The 16,816-nt window shown below is 41.4% G+C and carries 18 protein-coding genes and 1 pseudogene; 7 read left to right on the forward strand and 12 right to left on the reverse strand.

Annotation, left to right across the window (positions count from 1 at the left end; translation table 11 throughout):
- Positions 1-143: 143 nt before the first annotated feature.
- The gene (gene yumC, locus NSQ64_RS16475; protein WP_039181175.1) at positions 144-1,142 is read left to right on the forward strand and encodes a ferredoxin--NADP reductase 2; all 999 of its coding nucleotides are present in this window, start codon (positions 144-146) and stop codon (positions 1,140-1,142) included.
- Positions 1,143-1,188: 46 nt separating this feature from the next.
- On the opposite strand, the gene NSQ64_RS16480 is transcribed toward yumC, so the two are convergent.
- Positions 1,189-1,395 (reverse strand): hypothetical protein, encoded by a 207-nt coding sequence (locus NSQ64_RS16480; RefSeq protein ID WP_008346803.1) that lies wholly within the window; start codon positions 1,393-1,395, stop codon positions 1,189-1,191.
- Between the two features lie 202 nt (positions 1,396-1,597).
- Between NSQ64_RS16480 and NSQ64_RS16485 the strand changes: the two genes are divergently transcribed.
- From NSQ64_RS16485 to NSQ64_RS16495, 3 genes are all read left to right on the forward strand, one after another.
- Entirely contained in the window at positions 1,598-2,014 is a 417-nt protein-coding gene (locus NSQ64_RS16485; RefSeq protein WP_268383128.1) for a hypothetical protein, read from the forward strand.
- Between the two features lie 118 nt (positions 2,015-2,132).
- On the forward strand, positions 2,133-2,885 hold the full coding sequence (locus NSQ64_RS16490) for a MerR family transcriptional regulator (protein ID WP_205474858.1): 753 nt from the start codon (positions 2,133-2,135) through the stop codon (positions 2,883-2,885).
- Entirely contained in the window at positions 2,885-3,781 is an 897-nt protein-coding gene (locus NSQ64_RS16495; RefSeq protein WP_268383123.1) for a DUF2268 domain-containing protein, read from the forward strand. The genes NSQ64_RS16490 and NSQ64_RS16495 overlap by 1 nt, the downstream gene beginning before the upstream one ends.
- Before the next feature lie 231 nt (positions 3,782-4,012).
- On the opposite strand, the gene erpA is transcribed toward NSQ64_RS16495, so the two are convergent.
- From erpA to NSQ64_RS16510, 3 genes are all read right to left on the reverse strand, one after another.
- The gene (gene erpA / locus NSQ64_RS16500) at positions 4,013-4,375 is read right to left on the reverse strand and encodes an iron-sulfur cluster insertion protein ErpA (protein ID WP_017358921.1); all 363 of its coding nucleotides are present in this window, start codon (positions 4,373-4,375) and stop codon (positions 4,013-4,015) included.
- A 73-nt stretch (positions 4,376-4,448) separates the two neighbouring features.
- On the reverse strand, positions 4,449-5,303 hold the full coding sequence (dapF, locus tag NSQ64_RS16505; RefSeq protein WP_268383119.1) for a diaminopimelate epimerase: 855 nt from the start codon (positions 5,301-5,303) through the stop codon (positions 4,449-4,451).
- A gap of 270 nt (positions 5,304-5,573) precedes the next feature.
- Positions 5,574-5,810 carry a YuzB family protein gene (locus tag NSQ64_RS16510; RefSeq protein WP_008346813.1) on the reverse strand — a complete coding sequence of 79 codons (237 nt, stop codon included), beginning with the start codon at positions 5,808-5,810 and terminating at the stop codon, positions 5,574-5,576.
- A 255-nt stretch (positions 5,811-6,065) separates the two neighbouring features.
- Here NSQ64_RS16510 and NSQ64_RS16515 point away from each other — a divergent pair, with 255 nt between their 5' ends.
- The gene (locus tag NSQ64_RS16515) at positions 6,066-7,133 is read left to right on the forward strand and encodes an NAD(P)/FAD-dependent oxidoreductase (RefSeq protein WP_039168948.1); all 1,068 of its coding nucleotides are present in this window, start codon (positions 6,066-6,068) and stop codon (positions 7,131-7,133) included.
- Between the two features lie 48 nt (positions 7,134-7,181).
- Here NSQ64_RS16515 and NSQ64_RS16520 read toward each other — a convergent pair whose 3' ends face one another.
- Together NSQ64_RS16520 and NSQ64_RS16525 are read right to left on the reverse strand one after the other, a co-directional pair.
- Complete coding sequence (locus tag NSQ64_RS16520; RefSeq protein WP_008346816.1) at positions 7,182-7,412, reverse strand: WYL domain-containing protein; 231 nt, start codon at positions 7,410-7,412, stop codon at positions 7,182-7,184.
- A gap of 100 nt (positions 7,413-7,512) precedes the next feature.
- Entirely contained in the window at positions 7,513-7,842 is a 330-nt protein-coding gene (locus NSQ64_RS16525; protein ID WP_008346819.1) for a YuzD family protein, read from the reverse strand.
- 121 nt (positions 7,843-7,963) lie between these two features.
- Between NSQ64_RS16525 and NSQ64_RS16530 the strand changes: the two are divergent.
- Positions 7,964-8,263: pseudogene (locus tag NSQ64_RS16530) on the forward strand (NifU family protein).
- Positions 8,264-8,495: 232 nt separating this feature from the next.
- Here the strand turns inward: NSQ64_RS16530 and NSQ64_RS16535 are convergent.
- The 6 genes from NSQ64_RS16535 to yutH form a co-directional block, all read right to left on the reverse strand.
- A complete protein-coding gene (locus NSQ64_RS16535; protein ID WP_144665916.1) occupies positions 8,496-10,466 on the reverse strand; it encodes a S9 family peptidase in 1,971 nt (656 codons plus the stop codon).
- Between the two features lie 98 nt (positions 10,467-10,564).
- Positions 10,565-11,497: a homoserine kinase gene (gene thrB, locus NSQ64_RS16540; RefSeq protein WP_007500423.1), complete on the reverse strand. Its 933-nt coding sequence runs from the start codon at positions 11,495-11,497 to the stop codon at positions 10,565-10,567.
- Positions 11,494-12,558 carry a threonine synthase gene (gene thrC / locus NSQ64_RS16545; RefSeq protein ID WP_024719751.1) on the reverse strand — a complete coding sequence of 355 codons (1,065 nt, stop codon included), beginning with the start codon at positions 12,556-12,558 and terminating at the stop codon, positions 11,494-11,496. Before thrC ends, thrB begins: the two co-directional genes overlap by 4 nt.
- Positions 12,558-13,859: a homoserine dehydrogenase gene (locus NSQ64_RS16550; protein ID WP_024719752.1), complete on the reverse strand. Its 1,302-nt coding sequence runs from the start codon at positions 13,857-13,859 to the stop codon at positions 12,558-12,560. Before NSQ64_RS16550 ends, thrC begins: the two co-directional genes overlap by 1 nt.
- A gap of 222 nt (positions 13,860-14,081) precedes the next feature.
- The gene (locus tag NSQ64_RS16555; protein WP_341017341.1) at positions 14,082-15,050 is read right to left on the reverse strand and encodes a 2-hydroxyacid dehydrogenase; all 969 of its coding nucleotides are present in this window, start codon (positions 15,048-15,050) and stop codon (positions 14,082-14,084) included.
- Between the two features lie 74 nt (positions 15,051-15,124).
- Complete coding sequence (gene yutH / locus NSQ64_RS16560) at positions 15,125-16,165, reverse strand: spore coat putative kinase YutH (protein WP_035389301.1); 1,041 nt, start codon at positions 16,163-16,165, stop codon at positions 15,125-15,127.
- Positions 16,166-16,278: 113 nt separating this feature from the next.
- Here yutH and NSQ64_RS16565 point away from each other — a divergent pair, with 113 nt between their 5' ends.
- Positions 16,279-16,779: a phosphatidylglycerophosphatase A family protein gene (locus NSQ64_RS16565; RefSeq protein ID WP_024719755.1), complete on the forward strand. Its 501-nt coding sequence runs from the start codon at positions 16,279-16,281 to the stop codon at positions 16,777-16,779.
- Positions 16,780-16,816: the final 37 nt, after the last annotated feature.

Consider the following 16,816-nt stretch of genomic DNA (forward strand, 5'->3'; position numbering starts at 1 on the left):
TAGGATAAACGGTCTTTCTCTCTTTTTTCCCCTTTTCACAGCATCGGCATCAAAAAACGACAAGTTTTTCAAAACAAGTCAAACGACGATATGTGGTATGATATGATATAGTGATAACAATTTTCATTTGGGAGGATTAAGGAATGCAAGAAGATTCTAAGGTATATGACATTACCGTTATCGGGGGCGGCCCAGTCGGATTGTTTACTGCGTTTTACGGGGGCATGAGACAGGCAAGTGTGAAAATCATTGAAAGCCTTCCTCAGCTCGGCGGTCAACTATCCGCTCTTTACCCTGAAAAATACATTTATGATGTGGCTGGTTTCCCAAAAATCCGCGCACAAGAATTAGTTGATAATTTAAAGGAACAAATGGATAAATTTGATCAAACCATTTGCTTAGAGCAAGCTGTGGAAACGGTTGAAAAACAAGCAGATGGTATCTTCAAACTCGTTACGAACCAAGAGGTTCATTATTCAAAAACGATCATCATTACAGCTGGTAACGGTGCATTCCAACCGAGAAAGCTTGAGCTAGATACAGCAGAATCATTTGAAGGAAGCAACCTGCATTACTTCATCAATGACTTGAACCAATTCGCTGGCAGACGTGTTGCTGTTCTTGGCGGCGGAGACTCTGCGGTTGACTGGGCACTGATGCTTGAGCCAATCGCAAAAGAAGTATCGATTATTCACCGTCGTGATAAATTCCGTGCACATGAGCACAGTGTAGAAAACTTGCACAACTCGAAAGTCAATGTGCTGACACCATTTGTGCCAACTGAGCTCATTGGGGAAGACCGCATTGAACAAATTGTGCTTGAAGAAGTGAAAGGCGATAAAAAACAAGTACTAGATGTGGATGACGTGATCGTCAACTTCGGTTTTGTTTCCTCCCTTGGACCAATCAAACAATGGGGCCTTGAAATCGAAAAGAACTCTATCGTGGTCAAATCCACAATGGAAACCAATATCGAAGGCTTCTATGCGGCAGGAGACATCTGTACGTATGAAGGAAAAGTCAAATTGATTGCAAGCGGATTTGGTGAAGCACCAACTGCTGTGAACAACGCGAAAGCTTACATGGACCCGAAAGCTCGTGTACAGCCGCTTCATTCCACAAGCTTATTTGAAAATAAATAAGAACGGATCAAAAAAAGGAGTTCCATCTGCGGAACTCCTTTTTTGTTTATTTAAAAATCCCAATATAGGCATTCGCCATTCCAAGTACCATTGCAGCGAGTAACACTACAACAATTCCTGCCACAACCAAAATCACCCGATCCTTCACACGTTCCTTTTTCGGAAGCGGCTTGTCTATCCCGCAAGATGGACATGTTTTCGAACGATACGGAATCAGTTCATGACAGTTCCTGCAATTGATTTGTTCACTCAAACCTCAGCAACCTCTTTTCTGATGACAGTTTATGTTTGGTTCTCATGATACTCTTTTCGAGTGGAAATAGCCAGTTGTGAGGACAAGCTGTAACAAAATTGAGCGATTTACAAATTGTTTAAGAAGGAATGGAATCAATGAAGGTTTGATTGGTTCAGCCGATATAGGAAGTAGAAGATCGTAATGAAGGATAGGTGGAAAGATGATAAAGCGTTTCATGATTAGTTTAAGCTTGTTACTGATGATTGGCGGCTCAGTAGAAGTGTTCGCAAAAGACTATAACAAACACTATGCTCAATTCGCTGCCGGATTGAATATGGATGTTGATCAGCTAGAACCTTTTTTAAAGCGTGTATCCACTTCGGTTTTGGATTCTGGTTTGAGTGATCAAGAAATCAAACAGATACTCACCAACGTTCAAAAAATGAATAAAAACAATGAAACGAAAAAAATGGGCACTTTTGAAGTGGTGTATCTTGGAGAACCGGCCAATATAAAAATTGAGGTTGAAGTCCATGTGGAAGATGGCAATAAAGAAGTGGTGATTTATTTGTTTAGCACTGAAGAGTTGGTGGATGTCTTGGATAAAGAACTATTGAAAATAGAAGAAGCAATTTGAGAAAGAGACGCTGAATGAGTGTCTTTTTTTCATTTTTTACACCTTCATTGATCCCTTTCTATTGACCCTCACGTAACGTCATACTTTATAGTGAATATCATAAGGAGATGTGTTGAATATGAAAGTAAAAGAAGTCGCTGAATTGTTTGATATTAGTATTCGTACACTTCATCATTATGATCAAATTGGTTTGTTGGCCCCAAAAGAAGTCACGGATGCTGGTTACCGGCTTTATTCAGAAGAAAACCTTGAAACACTACAGCAAATATTATTTTTCAGAGAACTGGGATTTAACTTAAAGGAAATAAAAGAAATCATAAACAATCCGTCATTTGATAAACATGAAGCATTTATATTACAACGAAAAATGTTGATGGAAAAACGAAATACTCTCGATAGAATGATTGAAAATATTGATAAGACGCTAAAACATATAACGGGAGAAATTCACCTAACAAATAAAGAGAGGTTCAAGGGAATGAACATGAAATTCAACCAATATGAAGAAGAAGCTCGCTGTCGCTGGGGGAATCAGTCCATTGATAACGTGAACTTCAAATTAAGTCGATTGTCGAAAGATGAACAACATGATTTATCTTTGAGATGGGATAGAGTTTTTCATAACTTAGCATCCCTCCGCAACCTCACTCCTCAATCCAAAGAGGTACAAGCCGCCATCAAAGAATGGTATGAATTTTTAAATAATCACTTTACTCAATACTCCCTCGAGGCATTTTATGGATTAGGTCAACTTTATATTCAAGATGAACGATTTACAAAAAATATAGATCAATATGGTGAGGGCTTGGCTTCATTCATGAGTGAAGCCATGAAAGTATTTGCTGATCAACAGAAAAGAGGTCCCAGCTGATGAACATCATCATTGAAGATACAATCGCTCAATACGAAAAATTGTTTTCGCTAAAAGAAAATAAAGAACACTTTTTTCGATACAACATGATGAGGCCTTTTGAAAAGATGTGGAATATGATAAACGTTCCGTTAAAAGCTACACAAAAAAATGGCTATGATGTCATCATGGCAACCAATATGCTTGGCTATCTTGATGTATCACAAACACAAACTGGTAAACAAGCGTTAAAAAAACTACAAGAAATTCAAGCTCTTCAAATGGCAAATACCACCTTGAACTATTGTATGAATTTTATCAAAAAACACAACCTTCATATAAATTCTGATGAATTGAGATTTGGTCTATATATAGCTGATCCGAAAAAGCTAGAACAACAAAAAGGGTATTGTGGCTTTGGAGGAATTCCGGGATTTATCCAATGCTCAATATATCCGAACTCTTATAACATCCCACGGATCCCTGCTCTAATTGCGCATGAATTCCATCATAATATTCGTTTTTCCTATTTTGAATGGGATTACGGAAATGTAACGGTTGGAGATTACTTAATTATAGAAGGTTTAGCTGAATCATTTGCAAAAGAACTTTATGGTGAAAAGATGCTAGGACCTTGGGTCACTTCTTTTGATCAACAGGACTTAGAATATTCAAAAGAAGTGATTAAAGACGCTTTATATACGAAAGGGTTTGCTGAGGTCAGTAGTTATATGTTTGGTGATAACATTGCAAAAGAACAAGGATATCAACCTGTCGGATTATCACCCTTTGCAGGCTATGCAGTAGGTTATCAAGCTGTACAATCTTTTATGAAAATGAATAATGTAGGAATTGAAAAAGCAACCGTACTTGATACAAATGAAATTTTAAAAAATTGCGGATTATTTTTCAGCTAAACATTTTAATGAATTTCAAAGCAAATCGGTGTAATAATGAATTCTAATTATCGTACGAAACATACTGTATGTTCATGCTATATCTAATCATTTCAAATAGACTTGTTGAAAACCTTGCTAGAATTTTAAGCACCTTTAAAAAAGAACATAAAAAAACCTCCTCAAATTTATAATCTAATTGAGGAGGTTTTTATTCAAAATAGATTTACAGAATTCATTGATACTGAAATTCTAACACTCTTCCGGCGTACCGGTATTCGTCGCTGTTCTGAACGAAGAACCGCATCCGCATGAAGCAATCGCGTTCGGATTGTCAATCGTGAAACCGCCGCCCATTAGTGATTGTTTGAAATCAATGATGGTGCCGTTCATGATGTCAAGGCTTTCGGAGTCGACAAGGACCTTGATGCCCTGCTGTTCGAACTGCGTGTCTTTCTCTGAGACTTCATGGTCAAAGCCCATCCCGTATGAAAGACCGCTGCAGCCGCCGCCTTTTACGCCCACTCGCAGGAACGCATTTTCTTCTTCATGTTCTTTCATCATATCTTTAATCTGCAATGCAGCAGCTTCTGTAATCGTTACTGGTGTACTCACGATCATCCCTCCTTTTGACTGGATGTTTCTTTTCAATTATAAACGTGATTTTGCCTTTTCTCAAATAAATGGTTTAGAGATAAAATGTGCCGTCACAAATCGTTTCAGCAGGTCCTGTCATCAGCACATGGTCATTGTCTTTCCAGCGAATGATGAGGTCTCCGCCAGCTAGATGAACGGTCATATCCGTTTCTTTTTTCGCATGTCCATTCACAATCGTTGATACAGCCGCAGCACATGCTCCTGTTCCGCACGCTTGCGTAATCCCTGATCCTCTTTCCCACACGCGAAAATGCAGTTCCGTTTCACTGACTCGTTCCACAAATTCTACATTGACGCCTTCTGGAAACATGTCATGCTTTTCAATAATTGGCCCAAGTGAATCAAGCGGCGCCTGTTCAATGTCTTCTAAATAGAAAACAATATGGGGATTCCCCATTGAAACAGCTGTTCCATTTAAGGTCGTCGTGCCAAAATCAAGCGGTTCATTAATCGTTGTACTGGCCGGTTCACCAAGCATCGGCATCGCTTCTTTTTCAAAACGAGGTTTACCCATATCTACTGTCACTAACTGAACGTGACCATCCTGCACATGAACGGTCGCTTCAACAAGTCCTGACAATGTCTCAATCTGGAACGTTGTGTCTGTTACGATTTGATGCTCATACACATATTTTGCAACGCAACGCAGACCGTTACCGCAGTTTTTCCCCTCTGATCCATCATTGTTGAAAATGCGCATCTTCACAGGCGCAACATCTGATGGGCAAATGAGGATCATTCCGTCTGAACCGACACCTGTATAAACAGAAGAAACGCGGATCGCTATCTCTGACAGCTGCTCTTCTGGAAGCTGTTCCTTCATCTGATTGACGTATATATAATTGTTTCCTAGTCCGTGCATTTTCGTGAATTGAAATGATGTCATGAGCGTCCTCCAAAAATGTTGTTTCTTTATAGTATAAAAGGAGTCGATTCAGGAGACAATCTTATCATCCCCCGTTTTTCATACATAGAAGCTCTTTGCTGCCATGGCAAAGGGCTTTTATTATGCATATGTCTCTTTTTCTCTCGTGTGATGCTTCATTTTGATGATATTTTATTAGCATAACATATTGGATGCGCTTTCTACATTTTCTCCTGAAAAATGGAAACTGAATATATGAAAAAAATGCACCTCATGACCCATGTGGTGCATTTAAAACATGTCGTTTTCCTCTATAAAAGCATAAATACGCTCAACTAGCTGCTCTGCATTTTCTCCAGAAACAAATTCTCCATTCACAAGGGCAAATGGGGAGTCCATACATTTGCCGCAGTAGCTTAAACAACCGTATTCCATTACATCTAAGTTTGGGTCTTTTTCAAGTTTCTCTTTTGCTTCTTGAGACCCTTGTGCAAGATTACTTACACAAAATTCGATCAGTGGAAACACTGTGCTTCACCTCACATTTGCCTTACTATCCTACCGAAATTCCTTCTATTAGTCAAAACATGAGCTTCAATAAATCGTTACGCCTATTCCCCGTAAAATGTTTTACTATTTAGGACTAAGTAATGAATATGTAGGTTATTTTGAAACAATTATTGTGGTTTCACAGTAAATTCGATATAATTTTATTTGGTATTTTAACTTAAAGTTTTTTAGTATAAGTGTTTTTCAATGTCTAGGGGGAAAAGGAGAATCGTCATGAAAAATTTAGTCTTGATCGGCGGAGGTTACGGGAATATGCGGGTTCTCCACCGCTTATTGCCAAATCAATTACCTGATGATGTTACTATCACATTAATTGATCGAAATCCTTACCACTGTTTAAAAACAGAATATTATGCACTTGCTGCTGGAACGATCTCTGATCATCACATTCGAGTATCTTTTCCAGAGCATCCAAAGCTGGATATTCAATACGGGGAAGTAGAAAAAATTGATATTGAAAACAAACAGATCTTATTTAGCGACCGTGAACCTATTCCATATGATGATACGGTAATCGGACTCGGCTGTGAGGACAAGTATCACAATGTCCCTGGTGCGAAAGAACATACATACAGCATTCAAACCATTGATCAGTCAAGACATACGTATAACAAATTAAACAATTTGAGTGCAGGTGCAACGGTTGGTATCGTCGGTGCTGGACTTAGCGGGGTAGAGCTGGCCAGTGAACTGCGTGAAAGCCGTTCTGATTTAAACATCATTCTTTTTGACCGCGGAGAACTGATTCTTTCCAGTTTCCCAAAAAGATTAAGTTTATATGTACAAAAATGGTTTGAAGAAAATGATGTAAAGATCATTAACTGCGCCAATATTACGAAGGTTGAAGAAGGAGTTGTGTACAACCATGACGATGCCATTGAAGCAGATGTCATCGTGTGGACAGCAGGAATTCAGCCAAGTAAAGTCGTGCGAGATATGGATGTTGAAAAAGATGCCCAAGGCCGTGTCGTCTTAACTCCTCATCACAATCTCCCTGGAGATGAGCATGTCTATGTCGTAGGTGACTGCGCAAGCTTGCCGCACGCACCAAGTGCACAGCTTGCCGAGGCACAGGCAGAGCAAATTGTGCAATCTCTACAGAAACGCTGGAAGAACGAGCCGCTTCCTGAGGCTTACCCGCAGTTTAAGTTAAAAGGCGTACTCGGCTCTTTAGGAAAAAAAGCCGGCTTTGGCTTAGTAGCGGATCGCCCGCTTGTTGGTCGTGTTCCAAGACTCTTAAAATCTGGACTTCTTTGGATGTACAAGCATCACAATGGATAAAATGATGTGAATTTTTTCTCAAAGCTCCTTCTAATGAAGGAGCTTTTATTATGAAACGGCATGTGCCGATGGATGGTTCACTTTGATAGGAGCAAGCGCAAGGATGCAGTCTTTACGAAACGTTCTGATCGTCTTCTTCGATAAACAATACGCTTGTATGAACTGTTCAGTTTGACGATGTACAATGATTTTTCGTTTCGAGCACTCTCCATTTTTCTTCATATAAATCATATCAATCGGTATTTGTTGATGAAGAGATTGTTTTAGTAAATAATTCATGATGCTCACGCTCCTTTCTTCTCATTATATACGAACAAACGTTCTAAATCAACCTAAAAAGGAACATTTGTTCGATTATTTTTTCTAAAAAAAGAACAGCTCATTCACTGCTCTCTTCATACCCGTATTTCTCCATTTCTTGATAAATATCTTTTAATTTCGGATTGCCCTCTCCTACAATTTGATCCTCAACAAGGACAAGCGGATAAAAGAATTCATCATCAAGAATTCGTTCAGATAATTCTTTTTGGCGTTCGTTTTCAGGCGGGTGCTCAATATCGATATATGTGATGCGAAACGGCTGATTTGGATATTTTCGTTTTAATGCTGCATCTAGCCACTCAAATGTATCTTTTGAAGAAGGCAGATTCACGCAGCTAGCGCACAGGACATCTCTTCCATATACATAAAGGTCAACGGTTTTGTTCATTTGACAAGCCCCCCATTCTTTCTTTATTTTAGCTGAATTTTCTGTATGAAAAAAGTCAAAATCACTTTTTGTTTCAAGATGAGATTGTGCTATAATGAGAAGGAAACTTTGAAACCAATCAATAGATTTTTATCGTCCAGATGAATATAATGGTGATATGTTGTGAAAGGAGCGATTATATCTAATGACTGAAGTCGAAATGAAAGACCAAGTACAGGAAGTACTGGACAAACTTCGTCCATTTCTATTACGTGATGGTGGAGACTGTGAGCTTGTAGACATTGAAGATGGCATTGTGAAATTACGCCTTCTTGGTGCATGCGGCAGCTGCCCAAGTTCAACCATTACATTGAAAGCCGGTATTGAGCGCGCATTATTAGAAGAAGTACCTGGCGTTGTAGAAGTTGAACAGGTTTTCTAATTCATATATGACATGAAAACGGCCCTTACTGGGCCGTTTTTTAATTGTTGACAAAGGGCTAATTTTAGCCCTTTGTCTTGTTTTCAGTGTGATAGAAAACCTTTGCAGTCTAGGAAGGACGAGTACTGGCGCGGAGCGAATTTGACATTCGTGAGCACCGGAACGCAGGACTGACACCGAATGCGAGGGTTTGTCTACACGCTGAAACGACCCAATCAGGGCCGTTTTTTAATTAGGATAACTTCTCTCTAAACCATTCTTGAATAAAGGTCAGTCTTTGAATACGCTGCCCAGGGTGGCCGCTTCTCGATAAATCATGAGAGGCCTTCGGGAATTTGACTAATCTCGTGTCTTTTCCAAGCTCCTTTAATGCCACAAAAAGCTGTTCTCCTTGATCGACTGGGCAGCGGTAGTCTTCATCACTGTGCAGGATCAGAAGCGGTGTATTCACCTGTTTTACATACTTTAGCGGCGAACGATCCCATAGCTTATCAACAGAGTCATAAATATCCCCATCAATCTGCCATTTTGTAAAGAAATAACCGATATCACTGATGCCATAAAAGCTAATCCAATTTGAGATGGAACGCTGTGTAACAGCTGCACGGAAACGGTCTGTCTGTCCGACAATCCAGTTGGTCATAAAACCGCCATAGCTGCCGCCTGTTACGCCAAGCCTTGTTTCATCAAGAAAGTCATAGGCTTCGAGCACATGATCAACAGCCAGCATGACATCCTCATAATCAACATCACCATAGCTGCCTCTTACTCGGTCTGTAAACATCTGTCCGTATCCATGACTGCCATGAGGATTGATGTACACAATCGCATACCCTTCAGCGGCGAGCATTTGAAATTCATGAAAATACGTATGACCGTACATCGCATGCGGCCCGCCATGAATTTCTAAGATTAATGGATATGTCTTCCCCTCTTCCATCTGAGCAGGCTTCATCAACCAGCCATGTACAACGTCTCCTTCTTTTGACTGGAAAGAAATTGGTTCAGGTTCGGATATGACATGTTCCTTTAGAAAGTCATCATGCTCAAACGTGATTTGCTTGAGTGAGGATTCCCCTAAAGTCAGCTCATACAGTTCACTAGGCGAGACAGATGAAAGACGGCTGATCAGCATTTTTGATTCGTCTGGATGAAGACTGAAATTCGTCACATGTTCTGCCTCTAAACGAACGGGATAGGCTAAGCCTTCAATAGAGAAATAATAAATTCCGGTACTCCCTTGATCAGAAACAAGCGCATAAAACCCCTGACTATCCTTTGTCCATTGTGGAAGCTGATTGGCCTCACCCATAACACTATCCCCTGCCATACAGTTTCCTACATACATATCGAGCATTTCTGACAATTGAACGGTCTTTTTCTCCTTCAGGTCATGCAGCCACAATGACAGGATGGTCGCATTTTCAAATTCACGTTCGTGTCCAATGTACAAAAGGCTTTCTCCATTTGGAGAAAATGATACAGTCGTGTAAGCGCCTGTTGATTGGGTGATTTTCTTGGATGTACCGTCCTCTAAGGAAAGGAGACAGATATCACTTATGTAAAACGTCTGAGGATTTGATTGAATATACGCAAGCCACTTCCCGCAAGGAGAGATGACATGATTCACATGATGATGGGGCTCACTCGTAACCACCTCTACCTCGCCGGAACGGACATCGATTTTTACAATTTGCGTCAGACGCCCGTCTAAAAAGCCTCTGCCATCTGCTTTATAAGTCAAATCATCATATACGGCCGGAGCAAAGTCATCGCACTCTTCCTTTTTTTCATCATGAACAGATTCTTCTTGTTTTAATGAGACCGCTGCATAAATAAAAGCTCCATCCGGTGAAAATACAGGTTGAGAGACGCCGTAAGGAATATTCGTTAAGGTACGAATTCCGCCGCCATCGCTCTGAATAAGTGCGAGCTGAGGGACTTCCTTTGGCTTCTGCAAAATAAACGCAAGCTGCTTTCCGTCTTTTGACCATGTTGGCTGATGATGCTTCCCATCATCAAATGTCCATTGAGACAGCTCCCCTGTCTCTTCATCTCGAACCCATAAATGAATATTGTAATCATCCTTTTTTTCATTCACCGTTACTTTTGTAAAAACAGCCTTTTTTCCATCTGGTGAATAAACTGGATGAGAAACAGACACGATTTGTGTTAAATCCTCTGCTGTTATCAATTTCTTCATCAATAGATCGCCCCCTTTTATGTATCAAAAAATAGTTCGCTTCTCTAAATAATAATCCCTGCTTTTGTTATGAAAAACAAGAAAAAGAACGTGCGTCTTCACAGCACGTTCTTCATTTGATTCACAGAATGATGCTCGACGACGACACCTTCTACCGGCACCGTCAGCACATCCACTTCACAATGCGGGAAATTTTGAGCAAGCTGCTTTTTCAGCGCTTCTCCCTTCCCTTTTTCCACTAAGGTCAAAATAGTCGGCCCAGCACCGCTTAATGCCGTTCCATACGCGCCTTTTAATGAAGCAACGTGCTCCACCTTGGACAGCTCTGGGACAAGCATCGTGCGGTATGGCTGATGAAATAAATCTTTATTCATCATTTCCCCTACAAGCGGCCAGTTCTGCGTCATTAAGGCGGCGACAAGGACGTTACTCACTGCACTCGCACTTACGGCCTGTTTATAGGAAAAATCCTCTGGCAGGACATCACGGGCATCCTTTGTGAGCACTTCATAAAAAGGAATCACGACGACGACATCTACATCCACATGCTGTACTTTAACGGCATGTGTCTTGTCTTCTTCATGAAGACCGATGAGTAAACCACCGAATAAAGAGGCACCCGCATTATCTGGATGACCTTCTACCTCACTTGCAAAAAAGAGCTTCTGATCATCGGTCATCTTTAATTCAAGCAACTGATTGGCGAGCTCAATAGCGGCGACAATGGCAGCAGCGCTGCTGCCCAGCCCCCTTGCTAATGGAATATCACTCCACACTTTGACATGAACAGGCGGGAGTGTTTTTCCAAAGTCATCTGCGACCTTTTTAGCTGTTTGGTAGATCAGGTTATCGGTGCCTGATGGAATACCAGACACGACATCTGTTTCTGCTTCAAACAGCCAGCTATCATGGTCATAGACCGATAGCTTTAAATAGCGGCTGAGCGCCATTCCGACTGAGTCAAAGCCTGGTCCTAAGTTGGCAGTGCTTCCCGGTACTGTGATTGAAAAAAGCATGGAGGCGTTACTCATACGCGTGCGGCCTTTTCTAAATGTTCCAGAATTTGATCTTCATCTGCATCCAGCGTGACCGGTTTGATGTGTGAAATATCAATCGCCGTATTCGGATCTTTTAATCCGTTTCCTGTTAGTACAGCGACGACTTTACTGCCTGGCTTAATTTCTCCAGATTTCACTTGTTTGAGTACACCTGCAATTGATGCACAAGAGCCTGGCTCTGCAAACACACCTTCTTCACGTGCGATCAATTGATAGGCATGAAGAATTTCTTCATCTGTCACTTCATCAATTTTCCCGTTTGATTCATCTGCCGCTGCTACAGCTTGCTTCCAGCTTGCAGGGTTTCCGATGCGAATGGCTGTTGCGACTGTTTCTGGCTGCTCAATGACTTCATTTCTAACGATGGCTGCAGCTCCTTCTGCTTCAAAACCACGCATGACTGGCAGTCCCGTGCCTTTTTTCTCATGATATTCTTTGAAGCCTTTCCAGTACGCTGTAATATTCCCCGCATTTCCAACAGGAATCGCCAGTACGTCCGGCGCAGCGCCGCCTAGCTGCTCACAGATTTCAAATGCAGCTGTTTTTTGTCCTTCAATTCGGTATGGATTGACGGAGTTAACAAGTGCAATCGGTGCTTTTTCACAGATGCTGCGGACAATTTTCAGCGCATCATCAAAGTTGCCGTCAATGGCAATAATCTCTGCTCCGTACATGACAGCCTGCGCCAGCTTACCGAAGGCGATTTTTCCATCTGGAATGATGACAATACATTTCATATCAGCGCGCGCCGCATAAGCTGCTGCTGCTGCAGACGTATTCCCTGTCGATGCACACATGATCGTATCATTGCCTTCTTCTTTTGCCTTTGCGACGGCCATGACCATCCCGCGATCCTTAAAAGAACCTGTAGGGTTGACGCCTTCTGTTTTCACATGAAGTTCAATCCCAAGCTTTTCAGATAGCTTTGCGAGATGAATCAGCGGTGTGTTTCCTTCATTTAATGTTAGTTTAGGTGTGTGTTCGTTTACTGGTAAAAATTCTTGAAATTCTTCAATGAGTCCATTCCACTTCATCAGCTTAAACCGTTCCCTTCTACTCGGTACGTGCTCTTCACTTGAACCACCACGTCGAGATCGTTTAATGTTTGCAGGATATTTGAGAAATCTTCTTCTGATGTCTGATGTGTAATAATCACAATTTCAGCAAGCTCATCATGCCCTTTGACAGGAAGCTGAAGGATCTTTTCAAAGCTGATGCCTCTTTCAGAAAAAATCGATGTAATGCGGGAGAAAGCCCCGACTTGATCTCTCACATGTATTCTTAAAAATTGCTGAGCAAATACTTCGGATGATGATTTGATTTTCTTCTCAAATTGCGGTGCAATAAATCCACTGCCATTCACACCAAGACGCATGTTTTTCATAACAGCGACTAAATCTGAGACTACAGCTGTTGCCGTTGGCAGACTGCCTGCTCCAGGTCCGTAAAACATCGTTTCTCCGACAGCACTTCCGTAAACATAGACAGCATTAAATTCATTGTTGACGGAAGATAACGGGTGATGATCAGGAAGTAAAGTTGGCTGTACGCTGACCTCCACTTTCTCTCCGTCCCTTTGAGCAATTCCAATCAGCTTCATTGTATAGCCAAAACGTTTACTGAAATTAATGTCCTCGTCCGAGATGTCAGAGATGCCTTTCACTTTCACATCCTCTAAGTCTACATTCATGGAAAAGCCGAGTCTTGCCAGGATGGCCATCTTTCTTGCCGCATCTAGCCCTTCTACGTCCGCCGTCGGATCTGCTTCTGCAAAGCCAAGATCCTGTGCTTCTTTTAATACATCTTCATACGCACTTTTATCGACATTCATTTTTGTTAAAATAAAGTTCGTTGTCCCGTTCACGATTCCCATCATTTTTGTGATGCGGTCAGAGGCTAAACCTTCCTCTAGTGTACGCAAAATCGGAATCCCACCTGCGACACTTGCTTCATAGTAAAGGTCACAGCCGTTTTCTTTTGCTACATGTAAAAGCTCTGTGCCATATAGCGCCATTAAATCCTTATTGGCTGTAATGACATGCTTCTTCTCATTTAGTGCATCTATTAAATATTGTTTTGTCTCTTCAATGCCGCCCATCACTTCAATAATGACGTCGATCTCTGGATCTCGAATCACATCGTATACTTCAGTTGTGAAGACCTCTCTTGCCACATCCACATCTCTTTTTTTATCGGGATTGCTCACAAGCACTTTTTGTATTAATACCGGACAGCCGATCTGGTGCATTAATTTATCCTGATGATCTTGAATAATCTTAACGACACCGCTCCCCACTGTTCCTAATCCTAGTAGTCCAACTCGAATTGCCTTCACCTGAAATTCCACCTTTCTCCGTAAATGTCCTCTCTAAAAGGACATTTGTTAACCTAACACAGACATTCAATGTACACACATTATAAAGGGGTATCCTCATTTTGACAAGGTAATAAAATAAGAGAATATGAGGATGAAACCGCTTAACAGCTATTTATATCAAGATTCTATATTTTCAAAATATTTTTGTGAGAAAAGCTCCCGAAGCCGGGGAGCTTGAGATTACGCCTGAACTGGCGTTTTGGCTTGCTGATCTTGCAGGACAAGCGCAATATTTTCAGCACATAAATGCATCATGTTTTTTCTCGTTTCAACACTTGCACTTCCGATATGAGGAAGCACTGTCACATTTGCTAATGTCGTTAACGGGTGATCTGGGCTGACTGGCTCCTTGCTAAATACATCCAGCCCTGCTCCTGCAATTTTTCCTGTCGTGACAGCATCATATAAAGCATCTTCGTCTACCGTCTGCCCTCTGGAAACGTTGATGAAGTAAGCCGTATTCTTCATCTTCTCAAATGCTTTCTTATTAAACATTTCTTTCGTTTCAGGCGTTAAAGGCGTCAAACAAACGATGAAATCAGACTGCGTAAGCAGCTCATCAAATGCGGCATAGGTCACACCTAGTTGCGCTTCTGCTTCTGGCTTTCTTGAACGATTATGATACAGAACATTCATATCAAAACCTTTTGCCCGCTTGGCCAGTGCGGTTCCAATACTGCCCATTCCGACAATCCCTAACGTGTTATGATGCACATCAGCACCGGCTAGAAGAAGCGGCCCCCAGCCTGTCCAGTTCCCATCCTTAATCCAATCACTCGCTTCGACAATTCGTCTTGCTGACGCCATCAAAAGCGCAAAGGCTAAATCAGCCGTCGATTCTGTTAAGACGTCCGGTGTATGACATACCGTGATCCCGTGCTTTTTAGCTGCCTTTAGATCAATATTGTCATAGCCGACCGCAAGATTCGCGACCACTTTTAGATTTGGAGCATTTGATAAAAGTGCCTCATCTACTTGATCTGACAGCATCGTGAGCAGCCCATCTGCTTGAGCCGCTTGTTTTTCTAACTCTTCTCTTGGACACGGCTCATCCTCGCTCGTCCACATATCAATATGAGCGACTTCTTTTAATGGTGTAAGTGTTGTTTCATCAAGCTTTCTTGTGATATAGACATAAGGTTTCGTCAAGAAGAACACTCCTTTGGTTGATTTCTTTAAGCATAACGAAAAACGCCTCAAGAGAAAAGAGACGTTTCGTCTGTTCACTGAAACTTCAAATCAGCGGATTGATGAATCCATCCAACAGGAGGAATGAGATGCCCACCGCTGCGCATAGCACTCAATTCTTGAAACACCTTGAGAAAATATTCGTAGCGGTTCGCATCATTTAAAACGTAATCTAATCGTTCTTCATAATAAGATTTTTCATTTTCTCCTGACATATAATAACCTTCGACAATTTCAAAATAATGAAGCGGAAACAGAAGACGGCTGTATAAAAGTCGCTTTGAAAATGATGAAAGAGGCGTAACCTGCTCATATTGCTGCAAAAAGGAAAATCCCTCTTCAATTAAATCCTCCTTATGCTGGACAAAGGTTTCTCTTAAATATTCTGCGATGTCTCTTGTTGGATGGTCAAATACCCAGTCAACAGGTAAACGAAGCGGCTGCTCATGTGGCCAGGTCATACGTGAAAAGCGCTGATGACAAACAGTTCCTGAATCACATTCTTTTGGTTCATCATCAAGCTCTGTATCCACTAAATATTGAATGGCATTTTCCGTTAATCCGAGATAATACGGAAAGGATTCAATGAATTTCTTTTCAAATCGTTCAAGTGGTTTTTGATGCATTTGCTGCATCCAAAAGCCTTCCAGCTGGTCTAACCGTTTTGCCCATAATTCCTTCCAAGCTCCGACACGTTTTGTTTCAGACACCTCATAAGGAAATCCTCTCCCCCTGACATGAAAGGCCGCCAGCTCTGATGCGTGCTGAAATGAGCGGCTTGTAACCCGCGGTGCTGCCTTTAATAGAGCGTACAGTTCTTTTCCATGGGTAAAAGTCGGTTTCTCTTCGTTTGTTAATTCAAACACGGCAACGTATGGGTCACCGTCATTCAGTAAATACTGACTGATATGATAAAGCTCTGTGAGTTCTTCTTCTCGCAAATGAGACACGGGAACAATGATGAAGAGAGCTTTCGCCGTTTGAAAGCTCTGATAACTGCCATATGGCATAAATTGACGCACATCAATACCAAATGTGTGATAAATGGTTTCTTTCATGATTTCACCTGCGTTCATAAAATCAGTCTCTTATCATATCGTAGTCGCAGGTTGAGGGATTTATGAATACTATTTACTATCCGAAGCTATTTCACACGTTGTGGACAAATTACGAGGATTGGGTGAGGAACATGCCGCATCATCATGAGATGAACGAAGTAGAAAAAACAGCAAGACGCCGTTTACAAGAACGAGGCGTAACCATTCAAGATATAGCAGACCTTGTCTTCTTTTTACAGGAAAAATATCATCCTGGCTTAGACATGACAGAGTGCATCCACAATGTGGAACGTGTCATCGCAAAACGTGAAGTCCAAAATGCCATCTTAACAGGCGTTGAACTAGATGTTCTCGCTGAGCAAAAAAAGCTGACAGAACCGCTGCAATCCATTCTTGAAACAGATGAAAGTCTATATGGTGTGGATGAAATTTTATCCTTTGCCATCGTTAATATTTATGGCTCCATCGGCTTTACGAATTACGGATATATCGATAAAGAAAAACCAGGGATTCTTGGGAAACTCAACGATAAATCCTCAGGCGAATGCCACACCTTTTTAGATGACATTGTCGGTGCTATTGCTGCGGCAGCATCAAGCAGACTTGCACATAGTGCGAGAAATGCAGAATAAAACACAAAAGAGGACGTGCGTCTGACGCTTGTCCTCT

Source organism: Bacillus sp. FSL W8-0183 (assembly GCF_038006825.1).
GTDB classification, from domain to species: Bacteria; Bacillota; Bacilli; order Bacillales; family Bacillaceae; genus Bacillus; species Bacillus altitudinis.

Bases quoted from the DNA above. Each gene is read 5' to 3' on its own strand.
- yumC (WP_039181175.1), top strand. From the start codon at position 144: ATGCAAGAAGATTCTAAGGTATATGACATTACCGTTATCGGGGGCGGC.
- NSQ64_RS16485 (WP_268383128.1), top strand. From the start codon at position 1,598: ATGATAAAGCGTTTCATGATTAGTTTAAGCTTGTTACTGATGATTGGC.
- NSQ64_RS16490 (WP_205474858.1), top strand. From the start codon at position 2,133: ATGAAAGTAAAAGAAGTCGCTGAATTGTTTGATATTAGTATTCGTACA.
- NSQ64_RS16495 (WP_268383123.1), top strand. From the start codon at position 2,885: ATGAACATCATCATTGAAGATACAATCGCTCAATACGAAAAATTGTTT.
- dapF (WP_268383119.1), bottom strand. From the start codon at position 5,303: ATGACATCATTTCAATTCACGAAAATGCACGGACTAGGAAACAATTAT.
- NSQ64_RS16515 (WP_039168948.1), top strand. From the start codon at position 6,066: ATGAAAAATTTAGTCTTGATCGGCGGAGGTTACGGGAATATGCGGGTT.
- NSQ64_RS16520 (WP_008346816.1), bottom strand. From the start codon at position 7,412: ATGAATTATTTACTAAAACAATCTCTTCATCAACAAATACCGATTGAT.
- NSQ64_RS16525 (WP_008346819.1), bottom strand. From the start codon at position 7,842: ATGAACAAAACCGTTGACCTTTATGTATATGGAAGAGATGTCCTGTGC.
- NSQ64_RS16535 (WP_144665916.1), bottom strand. From the start codon at position 10,466: ATGAAGAAATTGATAACAGCAGAGGATTTAACACAAATCGTGTCTGTT.
- thrB (WP_007500423.1), bottom strand. From the start codon at position 11,497: ATGAGTAACGCCTCCATGCTTTTTTCAATCACAGTACCGGGAAGCACT.
- thrC (WP_024719751.1), bottom strand. From the start codon at position 12,558: ATGAAGTGGAATGGACTCATTGAAGAATTTCAAGAATTTTTACCAGTA.
- yutH (WP_035389301.1), bottom strand. From the start codon at position 16,165: ATGAACGCAGGTGAAATCATGAAAGAAACCATTTATCACACATTTGGT.
- NSQ64_RS16565 (WP_024719755.1), top strand. From the start codon at position 16,279: ATGCCGCATCATCATGAGATGAACGAAGTAGAAAAAACAGCAAGACGC.